16 protein-coding genes are annotated in these 22,517 nt (G+C 45.3%); 8 read left to right on the forward strand and 8 right to left on the reverse strand.

Going from position 1 to position 22,517, the window contains the following annotated elements; genetic code table 11:
• The first annotated feature begins 158 nt into the window (after positions 1-158).
• Both ACFFUV_RS05985 and ACFFUV_RS05990 read left to right on the forward strand, forming a co-directional pair.
• Positions 159-2,150, forward strand: a complete 1,992-nt coding sequence (locus tag ACFFUV_RS05985) for a methyl-accepting chemotaxis protein (protein WP_390190467.1) — start codon at positions 159-161, stop codon at positions 2,148-2,150.
• 142 nt (positions 2,151-2,292) lie between these two features.
• Positions 2,293-3,459 carry a DUF1887 family protein gene (locus ACFFUV_RS05990; protein ID WP_390190469.1) on the forward strand — a complete coding sequence of 389 codons (1,167 nt, stop codon included), beginning with the start codon at positions 2,293-2,295 and terminating at the stop codon, positions 3,457-3,459.
• Between the two features lie 65 nt (positions 3,460-3,524).
• Here the strand turns inward: ACFFUV_RS05990 and fadR are convergent, their stop codons facing one another.
• Positions 3,525-4,364, reverse strand: a complete 840-nt coding sequence (gene fadR / locus ACFFUV_RS05995) for a fatty acid metabolism transcriptional regulator FadR (RefSeq protein WP_390190470.1) — start codon at positions 4,362-4,364, stop codon at positions 3,525-3,527.
• A 600-nt stretch (positions 4,365-4,964) separates the two neighbouring features.
• On the opposite strand from fadR, the gene nhaB reads away from it, so the two are divergent.
• The gene (nhaB, locus tag ACFFUV_RS06000; RefSeq protein ID WP_390190472.1) at positions 4,965-6,557 is read left to right on the forward strand and encodes a Na(+)/H(+) antiporter NhaB; all 1,593 of its coding nucleotides are present in this window, start codon (positions 4,965-4,967) and stop codon (positions 6,555-6,557) included.
• Positions 6,558-6,634: 77 nt separating this feature from the next.
• Positions 6,635-7,156, forward strand: a complete 522-nt coding sequence (dsbB, locus tag ACFFUV_RS06005; RefSeq protein ID WP_390190473.1) for a disulfide bond formation protein DsbB — start codon at positions 6,635-6,637, stop codon at positions 7,154-7,156.
• A 50-nt stretch (positions 7,157-7,206) separates the two neighbouring features.
• Here the strand turns inward: dsbB and ACFFUV_RS06010 are convergent, their stop codons facing one another.
• A complete protein-coding gene (locus ACFFUV_RS06010; protein WP_390190475.1) occupies positions 7,207-10,110 on the reverse strand; it encodes a DNA translocase FtsK in 2,904 nt (967 codons plus the stop codon).
• Positions 10,111-10,259: 149 nt separating this feature from the next.
• Positions 10,260-10,754: a leucine-responsive transcriptional regulator Lrp gene (gene lrp / locus ACFFUV_RS06015; protein ID WP_093269135.1), complete on the reverse strand. Its 495-nt coding sequence runs from the start codon at positions 10,752-10,754 to the stop codon at positions 10,260-10,262.
• Between the two features lie 156 nt (positions 10,755-10,910).
• Between lrp and ald the strand changes: the two genes are divergently transcribed.
• On the forward strand, positions 10,911-12,035 hold the full coding sequence (gene ald, locus ACFFUV_RS06020; protein ID WP_390190476.1) for an alanine dehydrogenase: 1,125 nt from the start codon (positions 10,911-10,913) through the stop codon (positions 12,033-12,035).
• A 79-nt stretch (positions 12,036-12,114) separates the two neighbouring features.
• Here the strand turns inward: ald and yfbV are convergent, their stop codons facing one another.
• On the reverse strand, positions 12,115-12,567 hold the full coding sequence (gene yfbV / locus ACFFUV_RS06025) for a terminus macrodomain insulation protein YfbV (protein WP_390190477.1): 453 nt from the start codon (positions 12,565-12,567) through the stop codon (positions 12,115-12,117).
• Positions 12,568-12,931: 364 nt separating this feature from the next.
• Between yfbV and ACFFUV_RS06030 the strand changes: the two genes are divergently transcribed.
• The 3 genes from ACFFUV_RS06030 to ACFFUV_RS06040 all read left to right on the forward strand — a co-directional run bounded on the left by ACFFUV_RS06030 (position 12,932) and on the right by ACFFUV_RS06040 (position 17,869).
• Positions 12,932-14,128, forward strand: coding sequence for an acetate kinase (locus ACFFUV_RS06030; RefSeq protein WP_390190478.1), 1,197 nt, complete (start codon positions 12,932-12,934; stop codon positions 14,126-14,128).
• A 136-nt stretch (positions 14,129-14,264) separates the two neighbouring features.
• The gene (gene pta / locus ACFFUV_RS06035) at positions 14,265-16,412 is read left to right on the forward strand and encodes a phosphate acetyltransferase (protein WP_390190480.1); all 2,148 of its coding nucleotides are present in this window, start codon (positions 14,265-14,267) and stop codon (positions 16,410-16,412) included.
• A gap of 335 nt (positions 16,413-16,747) precedes the next feature.
• Positions 16,748-17,869, forward strand: coding sequence for an OmpP1/FadL family transporter (locus ACFFUV_RS06040; protein WP_390190481.1), 1,122 nt, complete (start codon positions 16,748-16,750; stop codon positions 17,867-17,869).
• A 31-nt stretch (positions 17,870-17,900) separates the two neighbouring features.
• Here the strand turns inward: ACFFUV_RS06040 and ACFFUV_RS06045 are convergent, their stop codons facing one another.
• From ACFFUV_RS06045 to ACFFUV_RS06060, 4 genes are all read right to left on the reverse strand, one after another.
• The gene (locus ACFFUV_RS06045) at positions 17,901-18,851 is read right to left on the reverse strand and encodes a glutathione S-transferase family protein (protein ID WP_390190482.1); all 951 of its coding nucleotides are present in this window, start codon (positions 18,849-18,851) and stop codon (positions 17,901-17,903) included.
• A gap of 127 nt (positions 18,852-18,978) precedes the next feature.
• Positions 18,979-20,178 (reverse strand): O-antigen ligase family protein, encoded by a 1,200-nt coding sequence (locus tag ACFFUV_RS06050; protein WP_390190484.1) that lies wholly within the window; start codon positions 20,176-20,178, stop codon positions 18,979-18,981.
• 367 nt (positions 20,179-20,545) lie between these two features.
• Positions 20,546-21,538 (reverse strand): murein tripeptide/oligopeptide ABC transporter ATP binding protein OppF, encoded by a 993-nt coding sequence (gene oppF, locus ACFFUV_RS06055; protein WP_390190485.1) that lies wholly within the window; start codon positions 21,536-21,538, stop codon positions 20,546-20,548.
• On the reverse strand, positions 21,535-22,506 hold the full coding sequence (locus tag ACFFUV_RS06060; protein ID WP_390190486.1) for an ABC transporter ATP-binding protein: 972 nt from the start codon (positions 22,504-22,506) through the stop codon (positions 21,535-21,537). Before ACFFUV_RS06060 ends, oppF begins: the two co-directional genes overlap by 4 nt.
• Positions 22,507-22,517: the final 11 nt, after the last annotated feature.

The raw sequence follows: 22,517 nt of genomic DNA on the forward strand, positions 1-22,517 counted from the left end.
AGAGTGAGGTTAACAGATTAAGAATTCAGTCCCTTAACTAAACTATTTTTGTATTGTGCGTCATAAAATGCGCGTCTCACCTGAAATATCATGATGCTGTTTCTGTTAACTTTTTTTAAACAGATCATATTTTTGCCACGTGAATAAGGGAGAGATTTATGCAAGGTTCAGTGATACGGCGGATGTACGCCGGTTTTGCACTGATCATAGTCATGTTTGCCATTACCACATTTTTAATGATGCGCAGCATGCAGATGATTCAAAGTAATTTTACCTCGGTATCAAAAAGCTCTTTGCCCTTAGTTTCCCTCTCGAATGAGACCAGCGTTAAACTCCTTAGCGCCGACAAGTATTTTAAGGATTTTCTGACGACGCAAAGTAAACAGCGTATGGCAGAGATGCAAGAGCAGTTCGCGCAGGCCGAGCAACGTTACAGTGATGCCCTCAATAATTTAAAAAACGCCAGCAGCAGCCATCCGGCTCTGGTCGAACAAATGACGGCACTCGAAGAAGGCAAGGCGCGCTATTTTTCTGAAGCAGAAAAAGCAATGGCAAATTACCAAGCCATGTTTGATGCACAAGCGCAAGTTCAGCAATCAACTCGTGATTTTCAGCGTTTAACCTCATCACTTAGTGTGGGAATGAAAGAATATGTCGACGGGCAATCAAGCATCTCTGTAAAGATCATGGCAAAGAGCTACTTCATTAAACTAAAAGAAGCTGAAAGTATTACCTCTGATGCACTCGCCAGCAGTGACACTGAGTTTGTGTCGAATGCCGTCGCCAAAAACAAAAAGGCCGTCACTCATTTAAATTACGCCTATCGCGGTCTGACCGCGCAGTTACCCGAGTTAAAAGACGCCTTTGATGACCAAGTCGAACAGTTTACTCGCGACATCGGTCAGAAAGGTGGCGTGCTTGATCAACATCATGACTACCTCAGTGCAAAATCGGCTTTGTATGACAACATCACTAATCTCGCGAACGAAGTAGATAACACCATGTTGTTGCTCGAAACCTTCAGCACCGAAGCTGAAAACGGCTTAAATCAAGCCTTGCAAGATGCCGAGCAAGTCTACAACAGCGGTTTGATTAAGGCTGTCACCATTGGTTTGGTGGTTGCCTTACTTGCAGCAGGCATCGGTTATCATATCGCGCACAGTGTACGAGAGCCGTTAACACGCATTCTTGCTACACTCGAAAGCCTTACGCAAGGCGATATGACTCAGCGCATTGAAATTCGTTACAACAATGAGTTTAGCCGCTTAAGTCATCACATTAACTCGTTAGCGGATAATCTGCACAATATACTGGTTAAATTAAACAGCGCGTCGGATGACTTAACGTCCACAGCCAATCACAATCAGGTGACGTCCAATAACGCGCAAGCGCAGCTTAACCAACAACGAGAACAAACGGCCAATGTGGCGACGGCCATGACAGAAATGGCCCATTCGGTACAAGAAGTGGCCAGCAACGCACAAAGCTCGCAGCAAATGGTTGAACGAGTAGAAACCGCTTCTGACTCTGGGCGTAAAGTGATGAACGAAAACATCACGACCATTCACCAATTAGAAAGCCGCCTCACGCATTCGGTTGAAGCGGTTGCTGAGCTTAAAGTGATGAGTGGTAAAATCGGTACTATTTTGGACGTGATTCGAAATATTGCTGAACAAACCAATTTATTAGCTCTCAACGCGGCCATTGAGGCAGCACGAGCCGGAGAACAAGGACGAGGGTTCGCCGTCGTCGCCGATGAAGTTCGTGTACTTGCCAAAAGGACTACCGACTCAACAACGGAAGTCGAAGATATGATCAGTAATCTCCAAACCAGTTCCACCACCGCAAGCCAAGTGATAGAGAGCTGTATGCAGGATATGACATTATCCGTCGAGCAAGCGGCGCTCGCTAATAACGCAATGGAAGAGATACAGGCACTGATCATCGAAATCAGCCAAATGAGTGGTCATATTTCCCAAGCAGCGGCGGAGCAGAGTGAAACAACCTCAGACATCGCCAGAAACATTGAGGAGATCAACACCATCGCCAGTACGAGCTATCAAGCCATGGCAGATATTGCACACACTAATGTGCAACTCACAGAAATGGCCAATCAACAAGGTGAATTGGTCCATCGTTTCAAATTGTAAAATCCCTGTAAATTATTGACCTCGGGCGACTTTCATCGAAAGTCGCCCTTGTTTTTTGGGATGCATGTCATTATATCAATGTATAAGGCTTGCCCACTTTTCAAGACTCTTCATTTTCGCAAGCCATACATGAGGAAATCATATGGCAGTTCATGTAGGCATCATAGACTCGGATCCTATCCGTTTAATCACTCCCCTGTTTGATAAACGTACCGTGAGTCGTCACATCATTTTTATCGGCGATAGTACGCAACACGTTATGTACCAGCGTTTAGATACAGTTTTAAAGCAGCGCGACATCACCTCCGAATTTTTTGAGATACCGATTCGAGCCAACACCTCCCAACTAAAAACCGCCGTTGATCGCTTAGCCAAAGAGTTGAAAAACCGCGGCGAGGAAGAAGTTAAACTCAATGCGAGCTGTGGATTGCGACATCGTTTATTGTCGATTTATGAGGTATTTCGTTCTTATCACTGGGACATTTTCGTCGTTGAACCAAGCACCGACAGCTTATGTTGGCTCTACCCTGACGGTAAGCAAGAAGTCCAAGTCGAAGACCATATCACGATCTCCGACTACCTCACGATCTTCGGTGCGCGAGGTGAATTCTGTGAACATGAGATCTCACCACAGCTTGATCAGAAGCTCTATCAGCTCGGCGAGAGCTGGGCAAGTAACGCTTTAGAATTAGGGCCTGGTCTTGCAACGCTAAACTACCTCGCCACTACCTGCCGCAAAGAACACAAGTTAGATGTAGAACTGTCTGAAAAGCAGCAAGGCTATCGCGAGTTAGCGATGCTAATAGATGACCTTGTTGAAGCCAAAATAGCCACATATCAGGATGGTATACTGACGTTTGCCAACGAAGATGCTCGTCGCTTTTCAAATGGGGAATGGCTTGAAACGCTCGTGCATAGCACGGTCAAGCAGATCCAAGAAGACTTGCCGACGATTCAAGACCGTTCACTGAATGTTCAGGTATATCGTACGCTTGGCGATCGCGAAGTCCGCAATGAATTAGACGTTGCCTCTGTCGTCAATAACAAGCTGCATATTATTGAGTGTAAGACCAAAGGCATGCGTGATGATGGCGATGACACGCTGTATAAGTTGGAGTCACTACGCGACTTATTGGGTGGGCTGCAAGCTCGCGCAATGCTCGTCAGTTTTCGTCCACTGCGCTACAACGATATCACGCGCGCTGAAGACTTGGGTTTAGCATTAATTGGGCCTGAGGAATTGAAAAACTTGAAACAGCATCTTTGCGATTGGTTCAAAGCGGCTGGCGGGTCAGAAGACGATTGCTAAATCCTGCGTAAAGTAAAAAGCCCCTTTAAACAGGGGCTTTTTTGTGACCTTCGATAAACACCGTATTAGCTATCATCTTCAGTAAAACTGGTTGGTAAGCTCTTTTTCATCTCATTCCAAATTTGCGCACTGTGCATGCCATATTGACGTACCACAACGGCAACTTGATCACGGTTACCTGTTTTACACACATCCAATAAGTCACGATAAAACTGCAATGCCAATTTACGCGACTCTGGATTAGAGAAGTAATAACTGCCGACACGATCATACAGCTTTTTAATGCCGTTAAAGATCAAACCATAAATTTGGTTTCCGGAATGAAATGCAAGTCTTTGAAATAACATGTAATCGTAGAAATTGAAGGTTCTTGCGATCAAGTTAGCTTCGCGTACCAATTCGTCTTTCTCACCATCATCTTTCACATGCTGTTGAATCTTCTCTGCATAAGGTGAAGATGCCATAAACGCATCCCAAGACTCTGCGCCAAGCAGAGTTTCACAAGACTCAATTACGGTGATAATCGTGCGTTCTGCATGCTCTTTGTTTAGCTTGAATGCATAACTCATGAAAATGGGACTGATGTTGGTGCGAGCAGCCAACAGATCTTCGACAATGGAGGTCGCATTTTCGGCATCGAGTGTCATCAATGTATCTAGGATATGCAGACCTGAGGTCTCCATAAATTGGTTCACCTTCGTCGGCTTACCATGCTGAATTGTCAACCATCCATCACGAGCAAGACGCTGCAACACTTCCCTTAAGGTTGTACGAGTGACACCAATGAGCTCGGAAAGCTCACGCTCTGCTGGTAAAATGGAACCTGGAGGAAAACGCCCTTTCCAAATACTTTCTATAATATACTTCTCTGCGAATCCCGCAGGGCTTTTTGCCTTAATGACCATTTAGTTTTTAATCCAATTTATTCGTTATTTGGGTCTAATGTGACTCATCATACCACTAGTTACAGGGTACAGGAAATTAACGCCCGTGAAACTTGGGCTCAAGCACACAGTGCTCACTCACGTAGTGAAGAAATCTTCACTAACCAACCCATATTCACCCAAATTATTGGCCTGCGTTGAATGAAATGGCAGACTCAGGCTTGATCCGGGTCCAGACGCTCAAAAATCAATCTATATATTCATTACGTGTCAATATAGAGACGAGTTTAGTGCTAAAAATGCATAACATTAACAAAAGACAACCAACCTTAAAACAATGAAACAACATTGCGTTGATATTCTGAATACCACTTTGATCGCGTTTTTCAACAAAAAATCCCATAAATCAACGATTCATTTAACCAATCGTTGACTAAATGGCTGTGGAGAGTAGAGTAACTCCTAAGTATGAGTGCTTGTCTTCTCAAAGGATGGCTTGGCAAGACCACAAGGAATACGTACTTGTCGTTTTACCAAATCATTCCCGCAAGTCAGATAGCCCACATCAATATAAGTCAAGCGCTTCACCTCTAGATTAAAACAACATAAAGAGTAGTCCAAATGCCGATATCTTTCGGGAATGCCCTAGTTAAAAACTTTCTTGGCAAAGCACCAGACTGGTATAAAGTTGCCATCATTGTTTTCTTGGTGCTCAACCCCATTCTTTTCTTCCTTGTTGACCCATTTCTTGCCGGATGGGTTTTGGTCGCAGAATTTATATTTACCTTAGCAATGGCGTTAAAATGCTACCCACTTCAGCCAGGTGGATTGTTAGCGATTGAGGCGATTGCTATTGGGATGACGAGTCCTGAACATGTGAAACATGAGCTTGTCGCCAATATAGAAGTGTTACTGCTATTGGTGTTTATGGTAGCGGGTATTTACTTCATGAAACAGCTGCTGCTGTTTATCTTTACCAAGATTTTGCTTGGCATCCGCTCAAAAGTTCTGCTGTCCGTCGCCTTCTGCTTTGCCGCCGCATTTTTGTCCGCATTTTTAGATGCGCTGACCGTCATCGCGGTGGTCATTAGTGTCGCTGTTGGCTTCTACTCGATTTACCATAAGGTCGCTTCCGGACGCGGTACGGCGCCCGATCATGATCATACGCAAGATGAGCATTTCACTGAATTAACACGAGAAGATTTAGAAAACTATCGCGCGTTTTTACGCTCTTTGCTGATGCATGCTGGTGTTGGTACGGCGCTTGGCGGAGTCACAACCATGGTTGGCGAACCGCAAAACTTGATCATCGCCGATCAAGCCAATTGGCTATTTGGTGAGTTCATTTTGCGCATGGCCCCCATTACACTGCCTGTGTTTATCCTAGGTATCGCCACTTGCGTACTGGTCGAAAAGTTCAAAGTCTTCGGCTACGGTGCACAACTACCTGCTAATGTGCGCGCGATATTGGAAGAGTTTGATAATCAGCAAACCGAAAAACGCACCAATCAGGATGTCGCTAAGTTGTGGGCACAAGGCTTCATTGCGGTCTGGCTCATTGTCGCACTGGCTTTACACCTTGCCGCCGTCGGTTTGATTGGCTTGTCTGTCATCATTCTTGCCACCACCTTTACCGGTATTACCGAAGAACATGCATTAGGTAAAGCATTCGAAGAGGCACTGCCTTTCACAGCACTGCTAGCGGTATTTTTCTCGATTGTTGCCGTTATCATCGACCAAGGATTGTTCAAACCCGTTATCGACTCGGTATTACACATCGAAGACGACGGCGCTCAGTTAGCTCTGTTCTACCTAGCCAACGGGGTACTTTCCATGGTTTCGGATAATGTGTTCGTCGGTACGGTTTACATTAACGAGGTGAAAACCGCGCTTAATGAAGGCATCATCTCACGCGAACAGTTCGATATGCTCGCCGTTGCGATCAATACGGGGACGAACCTACCTTCAGTCGCGACACCAAATGGCCAAGCGGCCTTCTTGTTCTTACTGACCTCAACGCTCGCTCCGTTGATCCGCCTATCCTACGGCCGTATGGTGCTGATGGCGCTGCCCTACACCATCGTATTAACACTCACGGGTCTGGCAGGGATCATGTTCTTTCTTGAACCACTTTCAGCAGCGATGTATGACTTAGGCTGGATAAGCGATGTGGTAATGGAACCTAGCTCACCAATTTCTGGTAGCGGACACTAAAAATTCGTTTGCACCCGAAACTATTTCTAGATAAAAAGCTCTGATAACTCAGAGCTTTTTTTATAAGGATCAATGAAGTGAATCTTTTAACAACAATAAAAACCTTTTCTACTCGGCGACTATCTTGGCTATTACTGCTACTGTTCATGATTTTCTTTGAAGCTTGCGCGCTGTTTTTTCAGCATGTTTTAATGCTCGCTCCGTGTGTGATGTGTATTTATGAACGTATTGCGATGGTCGGTATTGGCGGCGCAGCCGTTCTCGGCCTCATAGCACCAAACAATCCCATCTTTCGCTGGCTTGGGCTGCTGGGTTGGGGAGTGAGTGCATATAAAGGCCTAACTCTTGCGATGCAGCATGTCGAATACCAATTTAACCCATCTCCTTTCGCAACTTGCGATGTATTCGTGACTTTACCCAGCTGGCTGCCACTGAATAAATGGATGCCATGGATGTTTGAAGCCTACGGCGACTGTAGCAAAATCGTATGGCAATTTCTGACCTTGTCTATGCCACAGTGGTTGGTCATTATCTTTGCGGGTAATTTAGTCGCATTCGCTATCATTTTGATCTCGCAATTTACCAAATCAAAATCGTAACGACGGTACGATAAAAAAATCCCCGCTTAATGCGGGGATTTTTTATTGGGTTAATTCATATCGCGATTCGGCTTCGGAGCGATGACTTCTCGATTCCCATTATGCCCAGGGGCACTAACAATTCCCTGAGCTTCCAGCTGCTCCACGATTCGCGCGGCGCGGTTATAACCGATCTTAAAGCGGCGCTGAACGCCTGATACTGACCCTCGTCTTGATTCGACGACATGCTCAACCACTTGATCAAACAGCGGATCAACGTCTTCATCTGACTCCATTTTCTCGCCAGGTAGTAACGTTTCTGGGCTTTGCTCACCGTTAGTAATTTCGTCGATATAGTTCGGTTTACCACGCGCTTTCCAGTTGTTAACCACGGCATGCACATCATCATCCGAAGCAAACGCACCATGAACTCGAACCGTATGGCTAGAGCCTGGAGGTAGATACAGCATATCCCCCATTCCAAGTAGCGACTCCGCGCCGCCTTGATCAAGAATGGTTCGAGAGTCAGTCTTAGTCGAAACCGTAAAGGCAACTCGAGTCGGAATATTGGCTTTAATTAAGCCAGTGATGACATCCACCGATGGGCGCTGAGTCGCGAGAATGAGGTGAATCCCGGCCGCACGCGCCTTTTGAGCCAGACGAGCAATCAACTCTTCAACTTTCTTACCAACCACCATCATCAAATCGGCAAATTCATCTACAATCACGACGATATACGGCAGTTTCTCAAGCAGTGGCGCCTCTTCGTCCATGCTATCACCTGGCTGCCATAATGGGTCGTGAATTGGATGACCAGCTTCCGCCGCCATTTTCAGCTTGTCATTAAAGCCTTTGATATTACGTACCCCAAGCGCTGACATTAGCTTATAACGGCGCTCCATTTCACCGACACACCAACGTAATGCATTGGAGGCATCTTTCATATCGGTGACGACTTCTGACAGCAAGTGAGGGATGCCTTCATAAACCGATAGCTCAAGCATTTTCGGGTCAATCATGATGAAGCGAACATCTTCTGGTGTCGATTTGTATAGCATGCTGAGGATCATTACGTTCACCCCAACCGACTTACCCGATCCAGTGGTACCCGCCACCAGTACATGAGGCATTTTCGCCAAGTCAGCAACAACAGCGTCACCCGCAATATCTTGTCCAAGTACAACCGTGGTCGGGGATTTTGCGTCCTTAAACTGACAGCTAGCAATAACATCAGATAAATACACGGTCTGACGGCTCATGTTCGGCAATTCTAGCCCCACATAAGGCTTACCAGGTATGACTTCGACAACACGAACCGCCATCGCTGACAGCGAGCGAGCCAAATCCATTGATAAGCCAGAAATTCGGCTCACTTTGACCCCAGGAGCAAGGTCGAGCTCAAAACGGGTGATGACCGGCCCAGGGAAAATATCAACCACACGCGCTTTAATCTTATAATCTGCCAGCTTAGCTTCCACTAAACGAGCAATATCTTCCAATGCATCGCGGTCGATAAAGTTTTCACGTTTCTCGGGATGATAGAGCAGCTCTAACGTCGGCATTGGCTCAGCCGGTTTTGGTAAAATCTCTTCTTTTTTGGCTAAGAATGGGTTTTGTTGAGCGGCCTGCGTCGCTTGCGCCTGATTAACAATATCTTGAAACGCTTCAACGTCCGCATCTTTCTCGTCGTTCTCCATCGCAGGTGCCGTTGAAACGTCATTCTCTTGCTCATCAATCTCAAAACTCGAGAAACTAGGTTCAGACTCCGGCGTAATGTCTTGGCTGATCTGTGACCACTGTTCTTCACTTAATGCTGGCGTATATTGCTCTTCAACATCCACTTGCCAAGGCAGCTCATCCGTTTGCAAATCTTCATCTTCATCATTACTTGAATAATCTGCGGACGTTGAATAAGACGCTTGCTCAATCGCTACAGACGACGTTGCCTTTTCATGATTGTGCTCACCCGTTTTCGCAGCGGCTTCCAACTGTTCAATGGTTGCGCCTAACTGACGCTCTCGCTCATCAGCATCAAATGTATCTTCATCTTCTTGCGCGATGTACATCGGCTCTGGCGTAGGTTCTGATGACGCAGTCGGTGCCATAAGCGGATCGTCGCTGCGTGAATCAGGGACATGAATATTGAAACGACGCGCTTGTGGTGGTTCATTGCTTACCGGCTCATCCGTCGCTGTTTCACTGGCGAGCGGCGAAGGCTCAGAATGCGTTTGAGCATCGACATCACGTGAGGCGACAAAATCTTCCGCGGCCAGTGTTTTGCGCTCAGCAATAGTTGAAGTCAGTGATGGCTCAAGAGTTTCATCTTGACGACCACGCAGTTTGTTTAACAGGCCAGTCATGAGGCGCAGACTTAAACTGCCAAGCCCATCAACAATATCCAGCCAAGAAATACCTGTGAGCAGCGTAAACCCTGCCCCCCACATGAAAAGCAGAACTAGGGTTGTGCCCAACACATTAAGTGTGGGCAGCGCAAGGCTGGTGAGTACATCACCAATCACACCGCCTGAAGAGAAATACCAGATATCATCGAAGTTGATATCTGCAAGACCACAACTGGTTAAGATTAGAACGCACAGCCCTAAAAGCCGAGTGCCCCAGAGCATTAAGTTAAGCGGTTCGTCTTCATCACGCTTACGGAACAATACCCATGCCGCGCATGTTAGAATAACGGGTATCGGGTAAGCTAAAGAACCAAAAGTGAAAAACAAAGTATCCGCGATCCAAGCGCCGACAATACCACCTGCATTTTCAATATCCACACCCCACGCAGTTTGAGACCAAGAAGGATCTGCTGGGCTATAAGTAACGAGTGAAACAGCAAGCAGAATCGAAAAAAGCACGGCGACAATCAGCGCACACTCTCTCAACCGCTGCGTTCCGCTCAAGCGCGAAGAGGAAGACTCTTCACCCGTTTTAATGATTGTTTCTACTTTACTTTTGTTCTCTTTGAACATAACCAACTTAACTATAAAAATAAAAGCTTAATGTATAAAAATAGTCCGAGCGACAACGTCGTCTCGGACTACCGATTTAACCATATTGATGTCAAAAACCCAATTAACTAACGTCAGAATCTGGAAAAGGATTCAAAGCGTTAGCGTTTCTATCGTGTTTTTATAACCAATTGATTCGTTTGCTTCACTTCTTCCATTACTACGTAAGTTCGAGTGTCATTCACACCAGGTAAGCGCAGCAATGTGTCGCCTAGCAGTTTACGGTAGGCGCCCATATCCGATACACGTGTCTTTAATAGATAGTCGAAATCACCAGAAACGAGATGACATTCTTGAATGTCGTCTAGGTTTTGAACCGCAGTATTAAACTGTTCAAACACATCTGGCGCACCACGGTTAAGTGTAATTTCAACAAACACCAAAAGTGAGGCATCTAAATATTGTGGGTTTAGAAGAGCGGTATATCCAGTAATGTACCCTTGACGCTCAAGACGGCGTACACGCTCTAAACACGGGGTTGGAGATAGCCCAACGCGCTTAGAAAGTTCTACGTTTGAAATGCGACCATCTTTTTGCAATTCGTTAAGAATATTGCGATCGATACGGTCTAAATCCTTGGACGGCTTCTTATTGTTGTCTGCCATTTTTTATTCCACCTTATTACTTCCTTGCAAAAATATATACTACAACTATTCAATATTCAGCATCAAATTTCTCAAACTTAATCCTATACTAGATTTAAATTCGATATCAACACCCAAAACATAGTTAATACAACCAAATAAAAATAAGGAGTCAGGATGATCATTGGCGTTCCAAAGGAAATCAAAAACCACGAATACCGTGTGGGAATGATCCCAGCTAGCGTTCGCGAACTTATTTCGCATGGTCACCAAATTTTTGTAGAAACTAATGCCGGTGTGGGCATCGGTTTTTCAGACGATGATTACATCGCTGTAGGGGCATCCATTCTTCCTACTGCTGCTGACGTTTTTACGAAAGCAGATATGATTGTGAAGGTCAAAGAACCTCAGGCTACTGAACGCGCCATGCTCAAAGAAGGGCAAATTTTATTTACGTATTTGCACTTAGCACCAGATTTTCCACAAACTGAGGAGCTAATCAAGAGCAAAGCTGTCTGCATCGCCTATGAGACTGTAACAGATAATATGGGTCGCTTGCCACTATTAGCACCAATGTCTGAGGTTGCGGGTCGAATGTCTATTCAAGCAGGTGCACAAACTTTGGAGAAATCACATGGTGGCCAAGGGCTGTTGATCGGCGGTGTACCAGGGGTTGAGCCTGCTAAAGTTGTCATTATCGGAGGCGGTGTTGTGGGCGCCAATGCAGCGCGGATGGCGGTTGGCTTAAGAGCCGATGTCACTATTTTGGATCGTAACGTCGATACACTTCGTAAACTAGATGAAGAGTTTCAAGGTCGTGCCAAAGTTGTCTATTCGACTGAGGATGCCGTTGAAAAGCATGTCACCGAAGCGGATTTAGTCATTGGTGCGGTTCTGATTCCGGGCGCTGCCGCCCCTAAATTAGTCACTAAGCAGCACATCGCAAACATGAAACCAGGTTCTGCTGTTGTCGATGTCGCCATTGACCAAGGGGGCTGTTTTGAAACCTCTCACGCGACGACTCACGCCGACCCAACTTATATTGTCGATGATGTGGTGCATTACTGTGTTGCCAATATGCCAGGGGCGGTAGCGCGAACGTCCACTTTTGCATTAAACAATGCCACCTTACCTTATATTGTTAAGCTCGCGAACCATGGCTATAAAAACGCCCTACTTCAAGATGAGGGGCTGTTGAAAGGACTGAATGTCATTGATGGCAAAGTCACATGTAAAGAAGTCGCTCAAGCATTTGACCTTGAATATGTTGCTCCTAAACACGCAATGGCCGTTTCTGATTAACCCTTTACTCGATCAAATAAAAAAGCTCCCAGCAAGGACAAGGGGAGCTTTTTTTTTCAATATCTAACTTAGACACTTTCTAAAACCAGCGATCAAGAGCCGACTTGTCCAATTGGCGAAACGCGCGGTTGAGCACTTTGGCCAGTTCTTTGTAGCGAGGCTTGCTTTTAATCGGCTCTAGAGCCCCACCACTTTCAACAATCTTTTGATGTAACTCACGATACCATCCCGCAAGAGACGGCGGTAACTGCGTGTTGGCGCGATTACCAAGCCACCAAAACCCTTGAATCGGTAAGCTAATAGCAAATAACGCAATCACCACTGTTTGCGGCATCGATTGATAGTTATTGAACACCATCTGTGTCAGAACACTAATTGCTGCAATGGCGGGCATTGATTTAGTGGCAAAACGGGTTGCTTTAATGATGCGTTGCTCAGGAAAAATAGGCGTGAGCTCTTTACGCATCGGCCAGATATCCATGTACTTCTGTCCATCTCTTAGATTATGCACTAATCCAACTTTATTACTCATGGTATCCCCTTACTCCAGCGTTACGCCTCGACCGCTAAAATTTAGTTTAATCTTTCAACTTAAAGCGTAAAAACTTGATAAAAGTTAATATAATTTCAAATTTTTTTTGTTATATTTGCTGATTATCGCTATCCTTTGCGAACCCTCAATACCATTGTTGCCGTTATTTACAAAATAGGCAACTTTGATAGGAATTTTGCAAGGATTGCACAAGTTGCCTTGATGGTAAAGCAACGTCTCAACAAACGGAAATGGCAAGTTTATTGACCAAGATAAGTTCGCACTCTTAGTGAGTTCGGCTATATTCTTGTGAAGATTTTTAATACTTACTGATTTTTATCAGACGAATAACAGGTAGTAACACATGTCTAAGCTAGTTTTAGTTTTAAACTGCGGTAGTTCATCACTCAAGTTCGCGATTGTAGATGCTGACAACGGCGAAGAGCATCTCACCGGACTTGCCGAATGTCTACACCTTCCAGAAGCACGCATTAAGTGGAAACTGGACGGCAAACACGAAGCACAGCTTGGTGATGGTGCTGCACACGATGAAGCACTTTCTTTCATCGTTAAAACTATTCTTGCTTCTAAGCCTGAGCTGGCAGAGCAATTAAAAGCTATCGGTCACCGTGTCGTTCACGGTGGTGAGAAATTCACTAAATCAGCACTGATCACTGATGACGTTATTAAAGGTATTGAAGATTGTGCAACACTCGCGCCTCTTCATAACCCAGCGCACATCATCGGTATCAAAGCTGCTCAAAAATCATTCCCTGCACTGAAAAACGTTGCTGTGTTTGATACGGCTTTCCACCAAACGATGCCTGAAGAGTCATACTTATACGCGCTACCTTACAAGCTGTATAAAGAGCATGGTATTCGTCGCTACGGCATGCACGGTACTTCTCACCTATTCATCACCCGCGAAATCGCCAAACTGCTTGATAAGCCAGTTGAAGAAGTCAACATCATCAACTGTCACCTAGGTAACGGCGCATCAGTGTGTGCAGTGAAAAATGGTCAATCGGTTGATACTTCTATGGGCCTAACACCGCTCGAAGGCTTGGTGATGGGTACCCGTTGTGGTGATATTGACCCAGCTATCGTTTTCCACCTTCATGACGCACTAGGTTACTCGGTTGCAGAAATCAACACCATGTTGACCAAAGAATCTGGTCTGCAAGGATTAACTGAAGTGACTTCAGACTGTCGTTTTGTTGAAGACAACTATGGCGAAAAAGAAGAAGCAACTCGTGCAATGGACGTATTCTGCCACCGCTTAGCAAAATATGTAGCTGGCTACACGGCGTCTCTAGAAGGCCGCTTAGATGCGATCGTCTTTACTGGCGGTATTGGTGAAAACTCAGCACCAATTCGTGAGATGGTTCTTAACCGTCTTGGTATCTTTGGTATCGAAGTGGATGGCGAAGCCAACCTTAAAGCACGCTTTGGTGGTGAAGGTACAATTACTACGGCTAACAGCCGCATTCCTGCAATGGTCGTGTCTACTAACGAAGAACTCGTCATTGCCGAAGATACAGCAAGCCTAGCTGGTCTTTAATGACTTTACTGGCTAGCCATCGGCTAGCCAGTTTTCTTTCTAATCTTAGAAAAAACTTCAGGGCTCATTTTCTATTCCACTGAAGCCCAGGAATAAGAAGTTGAGCTTTAATTCAATAGTTAAAGGTACTCTGCTAATGTCCCGTACTATTATGCTTATCCCTACTAGCGCTGGTGTTGGTCTTACTAGTGTCAGTATGGGTGTTCTTCGCGCGATGGAGCGCAAAGGCGTTAAAGTCTCTTTCTACAAACCTGTTTCTCAACCTCGTAGCGGTGGTGATCAACCCGATCTAACATCTACGATCGTTGCAGCAAACAGCACCATCAAAATTGGCGAGCCAATGCCAATGTCTGTGGTTGATAACCTTATCAGCAGCGACAAGATGGACGAGCTTTTGGAAACCGTTGTTGAGCGTTACAACCAGATCAACCAAGAATCTGAAGTCACCTTGATTGAAGGTTTGGTTCCTACTCGTAAACATCCTTTCGCAAACAGTGTAAACGCAGAAATTGCCGCAACACTTGGCGCTGAAATTGTATTGGTTGCAACCCCAGGTACTGACAACCCTTCACAGCTTAAAGAGCGTATTGAAGTCGCTTGTTCAAACTATGGCGGCACCAAGAATAAAAATATTTCAGGTGTCATCATCAACAAACTGAACGCGCCAGTCGATGATGCAGGACGCACCCGCCCTGACTTATCTGAAATCTTTGATGATGCCGACAGCGCAACTCAAAACCAGCTTGAAGTGATGCAAATCTTTAATTCAAGTCCAATTCGCGTTCTAGGTTGTGTGCCGTGGAGTATTGACCTCATTGCGACTCGTGCTATTGACATGGCCAAGCATTTAAACGCTGAAGTGGTTAACCAAGGTGATATCAATACGCGTCGTATTAAGAGCATCACTTTCTGTGCTCGTTCTCTACCGCACATGATTGAACACTTCAAACCAGGTTCACTGCTGGTGACTTCAGCTGACCGCCCTGACGTGATTGTTGCGGCAGCACTTGCTTCAATGAACGGTGTAGAAATCGGTGCCATCCTTCTGACAGGTGGTTACGATATGCCAAAAGAGATCGTTGATCTTTGTAAACCGGCATTTGAATCTGGCTTGCCAATTTTCAAAGCGCAAGGCAATACTTGGCAAACGTCTTTGAACTTGCAAAGCTTTAGCCTAGAAGTTCCTGCGAACGATAAAGAACGTATTGAATTCGTTAACGAGCACGTTGCAAGTCATATTGACGGTAACTGGATTGACTCTCTGACTGAAGGCTTTGAAAAATCTCGTCGCCTGAGCCCACCAGCGTTCCGTTACCAATTAACTGAATTTGCACGTAAAGCAGGCAAACGCATCATTCTTCCTGAAGGTGATGAGCCACGTACAGTGAAAGCGGCGGCTATCTGTGCCGAGCGCGGTATCGCGACTTGTGTGCTTCTCGGTAACCCTGCCGAAATTAAGCGTGTTGCTGAGCAACAAGGCGTTACCCTCGGCGCTGGCATTGAAATCATCGATTCAGCAGCTGTACGTGAACAATACGTTCCACGCTTGGTTGAACTTCGCGGTGCGAAAGGCATGACTGAAGTTGTTGCTCGTGAAAAACTGGAAGATTCAGTATTCCTTGGCACAATGATGCTAGAAGCGAATGAAGTTGACGGTCTGGTGTCTGGCGCGGTTCATACCACGGCAAATACTATCGTACCTCCATTCCAGATCATCAAAACCGCTCCGAATACGTCAATCGTTTCTTCGATTTTCTTCATGCTGCTCCCTGACCAAGTATTGGTATACGGTGACTGTGCGATCAACCCAGATCCAAACGCAGAGCAATTGGCGGAAATCGCGATTCAATCTGCAGAATCTGCAGCGGCATTCGGTATCGATCCACGTGTTGCCATGATTTCTTACTCAACCGGCGAATCGGGTAAAGGTGCTGACGTAGATAAAGTACGTGAAGCAACACGTATCGCTCAAGAAAAACGTCCGGATCTTATCATTGACGGCCCACTTCAGTACGATGCGGCAATCATGGAGAACGTTGCTAAATCTAAAGCGCCAAACTCTCCAGTTGCGGGTAAAGCGACTGTATTTGTATTCCCTGACCTCAACACAGGTAACACAACGTACAAAGCGGTACAACGTAGTGCGGATCTTGTGTCAATTGGTCCAATGTTGCAAGGTATGCGTAAGCCAGTCAACGACTTGTCTCGCGGCGCATTGGTTGACGATATTGTTTACACTATCGCATTGACCGCGATTCAAGCGGCCCAAGCCGAAAACAAATAAGCGTCAACGCCAGTTGTCATTATCAAGCCACTGTCATTACAGTGGCTTTTTTTATTCCCCTTCCATTGGTTCTAAGCGCGGAACACAAAACTCCTTCGAGGGGGTTACTCACGCAAAAATATCCTCAATAGATCGAATGATTTTTCCTGTATCTCCAGCGTGACTCACACAATCCACTCTATAGTTGTTAAAGAAACAAAGAGTTAGAAATGACAACTCTGAACAATTTGCAGATTTCTCCTACATAACAAGAGATTACAACCTGTTCTTAGTCAAAATTTTCTGCTCAGGAGTTTCTTAAAATTCGGTCCTTTCTCTAACAGAAGCGCATAACAATGAATAAAATTATCAAAGCAACCCTATCCTCGTCAGTGATTTTATGTTCATCAGCTCAAGCAGCAGGCCTCTATCTTTATGAACTGGCCAACAGTGATGTTGGCTTTGCCTCAGCAGGCAATGCTGCCCGAGCTCAGGATGCCTCAGTACTAGCAACCAACCCTGCCGGGCTGAGCCATCTTAAAGGGCGCTCCTTTACTGGCGGACTACAAGGTTTATATGGTGATGCAACCTATGAAATGAATAGTGGTCGTGATGCAGGAAATGTGATTGGTTTTGTGCCAATGGGCTCAGCGTTTTATAGTCAGCAGATTGATGAACAACTGACTCTAGGTGTCGGCTTGTACGGCAACTATGGAATGGGATTGGAATATGATAATTTCCCGATTTCAGAAGGTAAAACACAGAGTGTTGTGCTTCAACCTTCGGCTTCTTATCGCCTAAATGAACAATGGTCATTAGGAGCAGGACTGGGACTTCACTACGGTACCTTTGAAGCAAAAGGCCCAATTCTGAGCTCAGATGTCGATGATACTGACGTCGTCTACAACGCGAAACTCGGCGTATTATATGAACCAAGCAGTAATACGCGCCTAGGCCTTGCCTATACATCAAAAGCTGAATTTGATTTTAAGCTATCGGGCAATATTGCCCCTCTTGATCTTGATTTCAGTACCACCAGCGGCGCAATCAGCCCACAACAAATTGCCTTTAGTGCCTATCACCGAATTAACGACCAATTGGCGATCATGGGTAACTTAAACTGGCAGGATTGGAGTGATTATTCTTCAAATGATAAATTTCAAGATACCTACCAAATTGCTTTTGGCACACAATTTACCGTCAATCCAAACATTAAGTGGAATGCAGGGGTAGCCTACGATACCAGCATGTTTAAACATCAATACAACGGAGACGTCACCATCCCAACTGGCGGCGCTATCCGCATCGGGACAGGTATCGACTATGCGCTGAGCGGCGGCCGCACGCTTGGATTTGCTTTTACTGGCGTATTCATCGACTCATCGGAAGTAAGTGACCTCACGGAATCGTTAAACGGCCACTACCATAATCCGGCACTGTATTTCTTTACCACGACCTATTCTTGGTCCGCTAACTAAACAAAAAAGAGCCGCTTTTGCGGCTCTTTGATTAAGCGGTAATCTCATCACGCCCATGTGGGCTCATTAAATCCAACGCAGGGCCTTTAGGCACAACTTGCGTTGGGTTAATTCCGGTATGGCTGAAATAGTAGTGACGTTTGATGTGGTAAAAATCAACGGTTTCTTCAACCCCTTGCCACTGATACAGCTCTTTTAGATACCCGTTGAGGTTTGGGTAGTCAGCAATGCGCTTCTTGTTGCACTTAAAGTGCCCCACATATACTGGGTCAAAACGAACAAGCGTTGTAAAGAGACGCCAATCGGCTTCAGTGACCTGTGTTCCCGCGAGATAACGATGCGTTGCCAAATGCGCCTCTACCTTATCTAACGCCTCAAACAGGCTATCGTAGGCTTCTTCATAGGCATCCTGTGTCGTGGCAAATCCACAGCGGTACACCCCGTTGTTAATATTGGGGTAGATGTATTCATTCCAGTGATCAATGACCGGACGCAATGCTTCTGGATAGTAGTCTTCCGTATTACCGGTGAGCTCATTAAATTCTGAGTTAAACATGCGAATGATTTCAGACGACTCATTGCTCACAATCGTGTTGGTCTTCTTATCCCAAAGCACTGGCACAGTCACTCGACCGCTGTAATCAGGCTTGGCTTGCGTGTAAATCTGGTGCATTTTCGTGTGGCCAAATAAAGGCTCTGGTAGCCCCATCGTCCAACCTTCACTTAACATATCAGGGCAGACAACCGTTACATCAATGTGTGACTCTAAGCCTTTGAGCTTGCGGAAAATCAGGGTTCGATGCGCCCAAGGGCACGCAAGGGAGACATAAAGGTGATAACGGCCAGACTCCGGTTGAAATGTTGCGTCAGGGCTATTTTTTACCCAATCACGAAATCCGGCGTCTTCACGCACGAACTTACCACCACTGGACTTCGTATCGTACCAAACGTCGTGCCATACTCCTTCAACTAATTTACCCATACTTCACCTACCCGTAAATTGCTTACTATTTATTGATAAATCATTGTAAAACTCCCCTTTGATGACAACACCGGAACAATTTGGTCTAGTCATTCAAAAAACTTGAAGGTAAAGAAAATGGAAGCGACTAAGGCTGATTCGGCGACTCGATACAATTGTACCCTCCCCAAAATTGGGTTTTAAAACGCAACTCTTTAATCTGGTCATTTGAAACCTCAATCGGATACTGCTCTATTCTTAAATATGCTCGGTAACTAACCGCCACCAAAACGAGCAGCATAACCACCATTAATACGCTATGTCGCGCGGCGCGAAACCGGGAGCTTTGATATTCTGACCGGGAAAGGCTTGCCCAAAACATAGCCGTAGAAAGGACAGCGGTAAACTGGCTTAACGCAGAATCTAATACTCCCGACACTAAACTGTATGAAAGCCCGACAAGCAAATTGACACCTAGCGCTTTGGTTCGTACTGAACGACAACACCAAATTTTTTTAATCAACAACCACACCAACGCAAAGCATGATAGCAGCGATAACACCCCCCAATGGATCCATATGTTTAATACCGCATTATGGGGACGACCAAAATCAAACGGCTGACAAACAAAAAAGCCGCCGCCTTTTCCCCAAAATGACAAGCTCTCTAAAGACTCTAACCACAACGCAATACGTCCAGAACTCGACGTTCTAACCTGCAGGTCCTCATAAGGAATATCCAAAATATAGGAAGGTAGCGGGTTAAAAAACGCCAATGAAATCGCTAGGCCCGCAGTTAACCCAGTAAACCACATTTTAAACCATTGCTTACGATGTGCTCGGTCAACAATTGTCATACATAGGAAACCAAAATTAACAGCCAGCAATGCGCCTCTCGCATCTAAGGTGAAACACAAAGAGAAGCTGACGGCCAACACGAAAAATAACCCGTAACCACCACGACGATGGCGCGGCCAGTAAGTCAGTATTAAGTATGCAAGTGGCATGTATAGCCAAACTTGCACCTGGCTGATAAACCTAGGGTTTGAGAAACCAACAAAGGTATTCTTATCGACGGGTAATGAAAGTGACAAACGGTAAAAAAAACCGACCGCAACGCTTAAAAAAAGCAGCCCATTCAAAATAATAATCAGACGAAAGAAAAAAGGCGGTTCCGTTGATAGATAAAGAGAAAAATAGCCGATTAATACGATAAGCCCCAGTAAATAAAGCCATTGCGTCCAAGCGCTTACCGGATATTGAGCCAATAAAGTTGGAATCAGTGAAAATAAGCAAACCCCCATCAGAGTAAGCTTTACGGGGCTAGAAAGGCTAAAAAAACACGTCATGAGTGCATGTCTTTCTCGAAACGAGACTATGAGAATCAACGCTAAGACAGCGAGCAAACCGATAACATAAAATCGTTTAATGTCATAAAGTAAAACGAGGTTGGAGCGAGGAACCCACACGTTAAAACACAAAAGAATCAGCATAAAAAATGCTAACGCGTTAAAGGTTTGCCTAAGCGGTGAGTGAACTCCCATCTTCTCTAATTCCTTTCTGTACCAATAATCGTGAATCTTGTGATTCAGTTAACTAAAGTACAACAATCGGTAAAAGTATAGGTGTTACTTTATATTTCATGAACTTACAGCATAAAAAAAGCGCGGTTCCAAAGGATACCGCGCTTAAGCCCGTCACAGGCTGAATGACGTTTTACACTTCAACGTGTAAACAGGATACTGAATGAACATCAGTACCTTTAATGGTTGGACGCTGCTGCGCACACTCTGCTGTCGCTTGCGGACAGCGAGTTCTAAATACACAACCCGATGGTGGATTAATTGGTGATGGTAAGTCACCTTCCAACATCTCAATTTGTTTACCGCGTTCAATTTTCGGATCGGGAATTGGAACCGCTGACATCAAAGCGCGAGTATAGGGATGTTTTGGATCCGCAAACAGTTCCTCTGCTTCTCCCATCTCAACCGCATTACCGAGATACATCACCAATACACGATCAGAGATATGTTTGACGACCGACAAGTCATGCGCAATAAACACCAAAGATAACCCAAGCTCTTGTTGAATCTCTTTCAATAAGTTAACCACCTGAGCCTGAATCGACACATCAAGTGCCGATACGGGTTCATCACAGATGATCATCTTTGGATTAAGAATCAATGCTCGCGCAATACCGATACGCTGACATTGACCACCCGAGAATTCATGCGGATAGCGGTTAATCACGTTAGGTAACAGGCCGACTTTCGCCATCATCTCTTTAACACGGTCTTTGACTTCCGTTTTCGACAATTCTGGGTAAAAAGTCTTTAACGGTTCAGCGATAATATCACCAATCGTCATACGCGGGTTCAGAGAAGCGAGAGGATCTTGGAAAATCATCTGCATATCTTTACGTGTTTCACGGCGCTGAACATCACGCATTTTAGTGACGTCTTGGCCAAGCCAAACCACTTCACCATCAGTCGCTTCAACCAGGCCAATGATAGCGCGAGCGAATGTCGATTTACCACAACCTGACTCACCCACTACGCCGAGCGTTTCACCTTCAAAAAGGCGAATGTCTACGCCATCAACCGCTTTCAATTTAGACGGCTTTGAGAAAGGCCAAGCAGACTTAGACGCAATACTAAAATGAACTTTAAGATCTTTAACGTCTAGCAAGACTTTTTTATCTGTACTCATTTGTTCCAAGTCTCCCAATCAGAAAAACATGCACGTTGACGGCCATTTTCAAATGGAGTCAAAATCGGCGTTTCGCGCTTACAACGGTCCATAACTCGATGGCAACGTTCTTGGTAAGGGCACCCTGTTGGTAAACGCAATAAGTTCGGTGGGTTACCTGGAATGGTTGGCAAGATATCCCCTTCGGTATCAAGACGAGGAATCGCCTTGAGAAGACCTTCCGCATAAGGGTGGCTTGGGTTATAGAAAATATCATCAACCGTACCGTATTCCATCGTACGGCCTGCATACATTACCAGCACTTTGTCGCATGAGCCTGCCACCACACCTAAGTCGTGAGTGATCATGATAATAGCGGTATTGAACTCGTCTTTCAGTTCATTAAGCAAATCCATAATCTGTGCTTGAACCGTCACATCGAGCGCGGTTGTCGGTTCATCAGCAATCAGCAGTTTGGGACGGCACAATAACGCCATCGCAATCATTACACGCTGGCGCATACCGCCTGAAAACTCATGTGGGTACATCGTAATACGTTTACGAGCTTCGGGAATTTTAACCGCTTCAAGCATGCGTACTGATTCTTCAAACGCTTCCGCTTTGCTGACGCCTTTATGCAGCATCAATACTTCCATCAATTGGTCACTCACCTTCATGTAAGGATTCAGTGACGTCATAGGATCTTGGAAGATCATCGCGATTTGCTCTGCACGTACTTTATTCAATGCTTTCTCAGGCAGGTTAAGAATTTCCTTGCCTTCAAATTTGGCGCTACCAGAAATAATCCCGTTTTTCGCCAATAGCCCCATAATCGCAAATACGGTTTGAGACTTACCTGAACCTGACTCACCAACAATACCTAAGGTTTCACCTTGGTTTAGCGAGAAGTTCAAATCGTTTACTGCGGTGACAATTCCATCTTGTGTGGTGAATTCGACCCGCAAATCTTTGACATCTAATAAACTCATCATTGCTTCCT

This window comes from Vibrio olivae (assembly GCF_042428525.1).
GTDB classification, from domain to species: domain Bacteria; phylum Pseudomonadota; class Gammaproteobacteria; order Enterobacterales; family Vibrionaceae; genus Vibrio; species Vibrio olivae.

Coding starts and splice junctions, on each gene's coding strand:
- ACFFUV_RS05985 (WP_390190467.1), top strand. CDS start 159: ATGCAAGGTTCAGTGATACGGCGGATGTACGCCGGTTTTGCACTGATC.
- ACFFUV_RS05990 (WP_390190469.1), top strand. CDS start 2,293: ATGGCAGTTCATGTAGGCATCATAGACTCGGATCCTATCCGTTTAATC.
- fadR (WP_390190470.1), bottom strand. CDS start 4,364: ATGGTCATTAAGGCAAAAAGCCCTGCGGGATTCGCAGAGAAGTATATT.
- nhaB (WP_390190472.1), top strand. CDS start 4,965: ATGCCGATATCTTTCGGGAATGCCCTAGTTAAAAACTTTCTTGGCAAA.
- ACFFUV_RS06010 (WP_390190475.1), bottom strand. CDS start 10,110: ATGTTCAAAGAGAACAAAAGTAAAGTAGAAACAATCATTAAAACGGGT.
- lrp (WP_093269135.1), bottom strand. CDS start 10,754: ATGGCAGACAACAATAAGAAGCCGTCCAAGGATTTAGACCGTATCGAT.
- ald (WP_390190476.1), top strand. CDS start 10,911: ATGATCATTGGCGTTCCAAAGGAAATCAAAAACCACGAATACCGTGTG.
- yfbV (WP_390190477.1), bottom strand. CDS start 12,567: ATGAGTAATAAAGTTGGATTAGTGCATAATCTAAGAGATGGACAGAAG.
- ACFFUV_RS06030 (WP_390190478.1), top strand. CDS start 12,932: ATGTCTAAGCTAGTTTTAGTTTTAAACTGCGGTAGTTCATCACTCAAG.
- pta (WP_390190480.1), top strand. CDS start 14,265: ATGTCCCGTACTATTATGCTTATCCCTACTAGCGCTGGTGTTGGTCTT.
- ACFFUV_RS06040 (WP_390190481.1), top strand. CDS start 16,748: ATGAATAAAATTATCAAAGCAACCCTATCCTCGTCAGTGATTTTATGT.
- ACFFUV_RS06045 (WP_390190482.1), bottom strand. CDS start 18,851: ATGGGTAAATTAGTTGAAGGAGTATGGCACGACGTTTGGTACGATACG.
- ACFFUV_RS06050 (WP_390190484.1), bottom strand. CDS start 20,178: ATGACGTGTTTTTTTAGCCTTTCTAGCCCCGTAAAGCTTACTCTGATG.
- oppF (WP_390190485.1), bottom strand. CDS start 21,538: ATGAGTACAGATAAAAAAGTCTTGCTAGACGTTAAAGATCTTAAAGTT.
- ACFFUV_RS06060 (WP_390190486.1), bottom strand. CDS start 22,506: ATGAGTTTATTAGATGTCAAAGATTTGCGGGTCGAATTCACCACACAA.